Here is an 8,210-nt window from a genome sequence, read left to right as displayed (position 1 = left end):
TCGTATTTTTTTCGACTTTTTTGCACAAAAAAGCACGCACCTTTCGATGCGTACTTGAACTATTTTATGAATTTCTTAAGTTAATGACATTGCAGTTAGCCATTACCCATTAACTATTAACCATTAACTTCAATGTGCAGTTTTCCGTATGATAGTTTCCTTTGTAAACTGAAAAATACTAGCTGCTAAAAACTAACGGCTAACGGCTTCCCCCTTTCGTGATACAATGGAGAAAACCAATTTCGACAGGCGGTGTTTCTATGACTTTTCTTTTCGCTCCCGATTCGTTCAAAGGCACTCTTTCGGCAGAGGAAGTTTCAGAAATCCTCACAGAGGCAGCTCGTGAAGTATTTCCGGATGTAAAAACGATTTCCCTTCCTTCGGCTGACGGGGGAGAGGGGACGGTTTCGGCCGTCCTTGCTTCAGGAGCCTCTGAAAAAGTGACGGCTTCCGTCCACGGGCCTCTTGGCGGGGAAAGGATTTCTTCTTATGCCAGACTTTCGGAAACGGAGGCTCTCATGGAAATGGCGGAGGCCTCGGGGCTTACCCTTATTTCCAAAGAGGAAAGAAATCCTTTAAAAACGTCCACTTTTGGCACAGGGGAGATGATTCTTCATGCCCTATCCCATGGGGCGCGCCATATATATATCGGAATCGGCGGCTCTGCCACCAGCGACGGAGGGATGGGGGCCATGGAAGCGCTGGGGGTCAAATTTCTGGATGAAAAGGGAAATATCCTTCCCGGCTGCGGGGATTCTCTTTCCAAAGTGAAAAGGATCGATTTATCCGGGCTGACACCGCTCATTCATCACGCAGAGTTTACGATTCTCAGCGATGTGACGAATCTCCTCTGCGGGCCCAAAGGGGCGGTCCGCGTTTTTGCTCCCCAGAAGGGGGCGGACCCGTCCATGGTGGAAATCCTTGAAAAAGGGATGGAAAATTACCGGGATGTACTTACGAAGACGTTCGGCGTGAATCCGGATACTTTTCCCGGCAGCGGGGCGGCCGGAGGCCTGGGGGCAGCGCTCTTATTATTTCTGAAGGGAAAAATGGCTTCCGGTGCAGAAGAAGTGCTCCGTTTCAATCATTTTGACGACTATCTGAAAGAAGCAGACGTGGTCATTACAGGAGAAGGTCGCACCGATTCCCAGAGCGCAGACGGAAAAATTGTTTCCATCATTGCCGCCCACTGCCGGAAGGCGAAGGTACCCTGCGTGATTCTTTCCGCTTCCCTTGGAAAAGGCTGGGAAAAACTGGAAATGCCGGGCGTACTCATTCTTCCTGCGGCAGAGACGGAAGAAGAAATAGCGGAATCCATGACGCATCCGAAAGAATTTTATAAGAAGGCAGCTTTACATTTATTTCGTTCCATGAAATGAGGAGGACTTATGGAAATACAGGCAATCTGGCAGAATCCGAAGGATTCCGTAGTGACAGTGACGAAAGAAGTGCGTCCGGGAGACGTAGTCCTTTACGAGGGAGGACGGCTGACGGCGGAAGATTTCATCCCCCAGTGGCACAAAATCGCCCTCGTGGACCTGCCGGTGGGGACGATCGTTTATAAATATGGCGAAGAAATAGGAAAGACCACCTCTTTCGTCGCAAAGGGTCATCGGGTGGATGATCATAATCTGGAAGGCATTCCGAGGAAATATGAAGATGAATATGTGGGCGATATTCCCTGGGAAGGGCCGAAGTTCACGCCCTACACCGATGAACCTCTCTATTTCCGCGGCTACCGGAGAAGCGAGGGCCGTCCGGGCGTCCGGAACCATATCCTTTTCCTTCCCACCTGCGCCTGCTCCAGCGAAACCTGCCGGGTGGCTTCCTCCCTCGTCAGAGGTTCCGTGCACCTGACTTTTGACTGCGGCTGTGCTGACGTGGGGGCCAATGAAGAAATCAGCCAGCGGATCCTCATGGGCTTTGCCCTCCATCCCAATGTGTACGGAGTAGTCATCATCGGCCTTGGCTGTGAAGCCATTTCTCATAGGGAACTGAAAGAAAAACTGCAGAAACTGACGAAGAAACCCATTATTTCCTTCGGCATCCAGGAAGAAGGTGGGACCCTCCGGACAATCGAAAAAGCAGTGCGGGCAGGAAAGAAACTGGCTGCAGAGGCTTCCATGCAGAAAAAAGAAAAATTCCCCATTTCCGAACTTCTTTTAGGCATCGAATGCGGCGGAAGCGATGCCACCAGCGGCATTGCGGCCAATCCGGCAGTGGGAAATATGTCGGACCGCCTCATCGATATGGGAGGATCTGCCATGATCAGCGAATCCATCGAATGGATCGGGGCGGAACATATTCTGGCCAGAAGGGGCCTCACTGCAAAAATTCACGATGAAATCATCAGGACCTGCGAAGCCTATGAAAATCATATCTCAGGGGCCGGCCAGAACTGCCGCGAAGGCCAGCCCGCTCCCGGAAATAAGGCGGGCGGACTTTCCACACTGGAAGAAAAAAGCCTGGGCTGCATCAAAAAAGGCGGCACAAGGCCTGTCGTAGAAGTGCTGGAACAGGCACAGCGGCCGGCCAAATCGGGAGCTCTCGTCATGGATACCGCCGGTTTTGACGTATCCTCCATTACCTCCATGGCTGCTGCCGGCTGTCAGATCATCATCTTCACCACCGGTCTTGGGACCCCTACAGGCCTTTCCATGGTTCCGGTCTGCAAAGTGACAGCCAACGAACATACGGCCAGCTGGATGGAAGACAATCTGGACGTAGACCTTTCTCCCATCGTCCGCGGAGAAGAAACCATTGAAGAAGGAGGAAAACGGCTCCTTTTGGAAATGAAAGAAATTGCAGACGGAAAAGTGACGAAAGCGGAAGCTTACGGGTTCTCCGATATCGCCGTGGATCATGTGTGCCGGTATGTGTGAGGCACTTGGTATTCACTGCGGCTTGAGTCAGAAGCGGTTTTCGGGGTTAGCCTCACCGCGGCATGAGCCTTTCATCCCACTTTCGAAGAATCGGGGTGCGGGATGCGGGGTGCGGGGAGGTGTGCCGCTTATGCGGCATGAGTTTGTATGGGGATTTTGCACAGACGGGGGAGTACCCGTTTTCCTCATTGGATAGTGTCAATGACGATATTGGCGCAAAGATTCCGTGCGTACTGTAATAGACAGGGGACATGGGAAATTCGCAGAGTGAAAAAGGACCGTCCTGAAATAAGGATCGGTCCTTTTTGCGTATAAAATCCGGAAAGCGAAGGAAATGTCTCTAAGAACAGGTACAAAAAGCTGCTTGTAGAAAAACCTCTTAAAGCTCAAGTCGAAACGGGTGGCTATGCGAATACTTCAAGGCCTCAGTTTCGGACGCCTCAGTATCGCTTGTCGTACCGGCAGGCAGCACGAATACCTCAAAGCTCCGGACTCTGATGCCTCAAATCTTCCTGCCGTTCCGACAGGCCATGCGAATACTGCAAAGTTCTCGGTCCGGGCGCCGCAACACCACTTGTCGTACCGGCAGGCAGCACGAATACCTCAAAGCTCCGGACTCTGATGCCTCAAACCCTCCTGCCGCTCCGGCAGGCCATACGAATACTGCAAAGTTCCCGGTCCGGGCACCTCAACACCACTTGTCGTCCCGGCAGGCTAAAATATTTACTCTTCCTTTACTCATTCATCACTGATAATTGAGACTGGTTGTATATACTCGGATTTAGTATGTGTTACTATGCACGGACGATCGGGAGAAGTTATGAAAATCATTCTGAAAAATATCTGCAAGTCCTACGGCGGAAAGCTCATCATCGACCATGTATCGCTGGAACTTTCGGACCGCCATTTCACCACCCTTCTGGGGCCTTCGGGCTGCGGGAAGACTACGCTTCTCCGCATGATTGCGGGACTGGAGCGGCCGGATGAGGGGGAAATATGGCTGGGCGATACCTGCGTTTCCGCCCCTGAAAAAGGTCTCTTTGTGCCACCGGAAAAAAGAGGCCTGGCTTTCGTGTTCCAGGATTTCGCCCTCTGGCCTCATATGACGGTTTTCGAAAATGTGGCCTTCGGCCTGCGTGCGGCGGGGAGGACGGACCATCTGGAGGAAAATGTGGAGAAAGCCCTTTTTACGGTGAAACTGGACCACATGGAAAAGCGGTATCCCCATGAATTGTCCGGCGGCCAGCAGCAGCGGGTCTCTTTTGCCCGGGCCATCGCGCTCAAACCGGAATGTATCCTTTTCGATGAACCTCTCTCGGCGCTGGATGCCATCCTGCGCATAGAGATGAGGGGAGAAATAAGGCGCCTCGTGAAAGATCTGGGCATTACTGCCGTTTTCGTCACCCATGACCAGGAAGAAGCCATGAGCATGAGTGATGCCATAGCCGTGATTTCCTCAGGAAAAATCGAGCAGCATGGAAAACCGGAGGAAATATATGCAAAACCTGCGACAAATTTCGTGGCTCATTTCGTAGGTTCTTCGAACTGGATCGATGAGACCCATCTCTTCCGCCCGGAAAAAGGAACCATGGAAAAAACGCCGGGAACCGAAGAATTCAGAGCCACTGTCACAAATATCCAGTTCCTGGGCCATACCTATGAAGTCCACATGGATTATAACGGAGCCGATTGGCTTTGCTGGTCTGCGAACCCCCTTCCCGCAGGCAGCGATGTGTCATTATACGTGAAGGGAAAAGACATTATTTCTTTATAAGAAAAGAGGAATTTCAGATGAAAATGAAGAAACTGGCTGTTCTCGCTGCTGCTGCAGCACTCTGCATGGGCATTGCTGCCTGCGGTACAAAGACCGATTCCAAACCGGCCGCTGCTTCCGCTGCTGCAAACAATGAAAAGAAAGTAGTGGTTTACATGCCGTCCCCGGCAGGCCTCACCGATAAACTGGCCAAAGGTTTTGAAAAGAAGACAGGCATCAAAGTCGAAGTTTTCCAGGGAACCACCGGTGAAATCCTGGCCCGGGTGGAAGCAGAGAAAAAGAACCCCGCAGCAGACGTAGTCGTCCTCGCTTCCTGGTCCGACGGACTCAATATGAAGAAATCCGGAGCCCTTGCTTCCTATAAACCGCAGAATGCAGATAAACTGGACAAAGCATTCATCGATAATGACAATCAGCTCATCGGCTACTCCGCTTCTGCCGTAGGTGTCATTTACAACAAAAATGTAATTCCTCAGCTTTCTGCAGACTGGAAAGAACTGGCTGATCCGAAGTACAAGGGACAGCTGGCTATCCCGGACCCCATGAAATCCGGCGCCTGCAAAGATTTCCTGGCAGGCTATGTGAACAAATACGGCTGGGAAGCTCTGGAAGGCATGGCAAAGAACGGTATGAAAGTTCCGGGCGCCAATAAAGCTGCTTTGGAAGCCGTCACTACCGGAGAAGTTGGCATCCTCGTTGCCGGAGTCGATTACAATGCCTACAAAGCAAAGAAGAAAGGTGAACCCCTGGAAATCTACTATCCGAAGAGCGGAACCATCGTCAACCCCCGCCCGGCCATGATTATGAAGACTGCTCCGCACAAGGATAACGCGCAGAAATTCATGGATTACCTCCTTTCTGATGAAGGACAGCAGCTTGTCGCCAATGCATGGCTCCTCCCCGGCCGGACAGATATCAAAGCCAAGGGAACCCAGCTGAAAGACATCCCGCAGATTAAGCCGGAATGGGACAAGATGATGGCTATCGCTACTGAAACAGCAAAGAAGCTGAATGAATTGTGCGGGAAGAAATAATTCTTAGTACCGTTTCATACTAAGGGTTGGAGACACTATCGTTAGTCGTTCTTCGTTCATCGTTGTTCGTTCTTCGTGAAGGTGGGCCCGCAGCAAATTTTATAGCGGGCCCATTTTTGGATTTTTATGATTTTCGATTCGGCTGGCTCGTGACAGTTGATCCTGTTATTCAGAAATGTATAAATCAATTATGATCGCAGAGCACTGATATCTTGATGAACGTTGTTAACCGACTGACAACACGCTTTATCATAATCCTGCGTAGATACAATTGGCCCATATTCAGGCACATTTCCCATATATATTCGTTGCCGCATCAGCGGCAACACCTTAACGAACAACGAACAACGAATAACGAATAACGAACAACGACCAGCTATATGTCTGCATATCCATTATTTCCTCATTGTCAGAAAGGCACCCCATGAATCGTAAATGGTTCCTCCCCATTCTTGCTCTTGCAGCGTTTCTCATCTTTCTCATCGTCTGCCCTCTGGCGGAGGTGGGGATCAGGGCACTGATTATCAATGATGCTCTTGATTTTTCTTATGCCGCTGAAACGCTGATGGAGGAGCAGAATGCAGTGATGATCCGGAATTCCCTCATTCTGGGTGTGCTGGTGGTCATCGTTTCTACCATCATTTCCCTTCCTCTGGCCTACCTCCTTTCAAGGACGGAATGGGCGGAATCGAAGGTACTGGATATTTTATTTCTTGTGCCTTTCATGACCCCTCCCTATATCGCTTCCATGGGCTGGATCCTTTTCATGCAGAAAAGGGGTCTTCTGGGACAGCTCATTCCTTTCTTCAAAGATGGAGTGACTCCTTTCTTTACCCTGGCAGGGCTGGTCATGGTCATGAGCTTCCACATATTTCCCTTCATGGTGACCCTTCTCAAAAATGCCATGCTCCGGGTGCCGGAAAGCCTGGATGAAGCGGCAGCAGTCTGCGGGGCGGGATTCGGCACAAGGCTCAGAAAAATATTTCTCCCTCTGGTTACGGGAAATTACGTGATCGGCGCTCTTCTCGTCTTCGTGAAAACTCTTTCCGAATATGGAACTCCTTACACATTAGGCCGGCGTATCGGTTTTGATGTCTTTACGACAGATATTCACCGGTATGCCACGATTGCACCGATTTCCTTTGGCAAAGCAGCCGTCCTGGCCTCGGTTCTTGTGACAATCTGTCTTTTCATGTGGTTTATACAGAATTACATCACCATGACTCACAGTTACCGTCTTGTAGGAGGCAGGGGAACCCGGCGGGTCTTCAAAATCCTGAGAAGGCCTGTCAAACTGGCCACGGGAGCAGCCATGGGGCTTCTCTTTGCCCTGGCCGTGGGCATTCCTTATTTCTCTGTCATTGCCACATCCCTCATCAAACTCCGGGGGTATGGACTTCAGGCAGGAAATTTCACACTGGCTCATTATGCAGAACTCCTCCTTGAACATGACAAAGCTATGGATGCGATCCTGAACAGTCTTTTTTTGGCCGTTACTGCCAGTACGATTTGTGCCATCCTGGGGACTCTCACCGTTTTTGCGGTGAAAGGTCTGGGAAAGAAATGGGGAAGGCCGCTGGAAGCGGTATCCCTGGTGCCGGAAATGCTTCCGGGAATCGTCATGGTCATCGGACTTATGCTTTTCTGGAATGATATTTATGATATTCTTCCCCTGTATAACACGATGGGAATCCTTGTTTTGACCTATGTGGTCTTATTTCTTCCCTTCTCTGTGCAGTATGTGACAAGTTCTCTCACCCAGATTTCCTCGAGCCTCATCGAGGCAGGCCGGGTCTTTGGAGGAAATACATTTTACGTCTTCCGCCGCATTACGGTGCCCCTCATTCTTCGCGGAATCGCTGCCGGCTGGATGATGACATTTATCATTTCCCTTCGTGAACTGGTAGCGCCTTCCATGATCGCTCCGCCAAATACCCTCGTCATTTCCACTTTCATTACGAGAGAATTCGAGCAGGGAAGCGTATCCCTCGGTATGGCTATGGCAGTACTCTGCATACTCATTACCGCAGGGTGCCTCCTGGTGCTGAATAGGGGAATTAAACGGTTCTAGTTGTCAGATGTCAGCCGTCAGGGATTGGCCTCTCATAGTGCTTTTCGTTCTTCGTTGTTCGTTATTCGTTCTTCGTGAAGGTGGCGCCTTTGAAATTATGAAGGCGCCTTTTTTATATCTACAGTTCAGAGAAAATCCATTGTCTTGAGAATTCAGCAAATCATCCAATTGGGGGTCAGAGGCCTGTGCACGAAGCGCAATTAAAAGAAATAGTGATCAGTGAAAAGTGGTAAGTGATAAGTGAAGGTGGCCCGTATCAAATGATGAAGCGGGCCTTTTATATTGGGGGCACCAATTGAATGCCAGGGGCCCGTGCGCGAAGCGCACTATATAAGATTGGTTCCCACAGGGTAAAACGGTCCCGTTGTCAAGGACACCCATTCCTAATTTTTCTGTTCGGGGTTAGCCCACTTATTCAGGCGGTCTTCTGCTCTTTGTCCTTCTCCTTT

5 protein-coding genes are annotated in these 8,210 nt (G+C 50.4%); all 5 read left to right on the top strand.

Translation table 11 applies throughout. From position 1 onward, the window contains the following. Positions 1-260 precede the first annotated feature (260 nt). The 5 genes from QZN42_RS09500 to QZN42_RS09480 all read left to right on the top strand — a co-directional run bounded on the left by QZN42_RS09500 (position 261) and on the right by QZN42_RS09480 (position 7,761). A complete protein-coding gene (locus tag QZN42_RS09500) occupies positions 261-1,379 on the top strand; it encodes a glycerate kinase (RefSeq protein WP_296957050.1) in 1,119 nt (372 codons plus the stop codon). Positions 1,380-1,388: 9 nt separating this feature from the next. Continuing rightward, positions 1,389-2,882: a UxaA family hydrolase gene (locus tag QZN42_RS09495; protein WP_296957048.1), complete on the top strand. Its 1,494-nt coding sequence runs from the start codon at positions 1,389-1,391 to the stop codon at positions 2,880-2,882. Positions 2,883-3,702: 820 nt separating this feature from the next. Continuing rightward, a complete protein-coding gene (locus tag QZN42_RS09490; RefSeq protein ID WP_296957046.1) occupies positions 3,703-4,656 on the top strand; it encodes an ABC transporter ATP-binding protein in 954 nt (317 codons plus the stop codon). 17 nt (positions 4,657-4,673) lie between these two features. After that, on the top strand, positions 4,674-5,690 hold the full coding sequence (locus QZN42_RS09485; RefSeq protein ID WP_296957044.1) for an ABC transporter substrate-binding protein: 1,017 nt from the start codon (positions 4,674-4,676) through the stop codon (positions 5,688-5,690). 424 nt (positions 5,691-6,114) lie between these two features. Then, on the top strand, positions 6,115-7,761 hold the full coding sequence (locus tag QZN42_RS09480) for an iron ABC transporter permease (protein ID WP_296957043.1): 1,647 nt from the start codon (positions 6,115-6,117) through the stop codon (positions 7,759-7,761). Positions 7,762-8,210: the final 449 nt, after the last annotated feature.

Source organism: uncultured Dialister sp. (genome assembly GCA_900314595.1).
Lineage (GTDB): Bacteria > Bacillota > Negativicutes > Veillonellales > Dialisteraceae > Dialister.
This window is presented reverse-complemented; position numbering and strand designations above follow the sequence as displayed.

What these genes read in the sequence shown, in the direction of transcription:
- QZN42_RS09495 (WP_296957048.1), top strand. Translation starts at nt 1,389, where the DNA reads ATGGAAATACAGGCAATCTGGCAGAATCCGAAGGATTCCGTAGTGACA.
- QZN42_RS09500 (WP_296957050.1), top strand. Translation starts at nt 261, where the DNA reads ATGACTTTTCTTTTCGCTCCCGATTCGTTCAAAGGCACTCTTTCGGCA.
- QZN42_RS09490 (WP_296957046.1), top strand. Translation starts at nt 3,703, where the DNA reads ATGAAAATCATTCTGAAAAATATCTGCAAGTCCTACGGCGGAAAGCTC.
- QZN42_RS09485 (WP_296957044.1), top strand. Translation starts at nt 4,674, where the DNA reads ATGAAAATGAAGAAACTGGCTGTTCTCGCTGCTGCTGCAGCACTCTGC.
- QZN42_RS09480 (WP_296957043.1), top strand. Translation starts at nt 6,115, where the DNA reads ATGAATCGTAAATGGTTCCTCCCCATTCTTGCTCTTGCAGCGTTTCTC.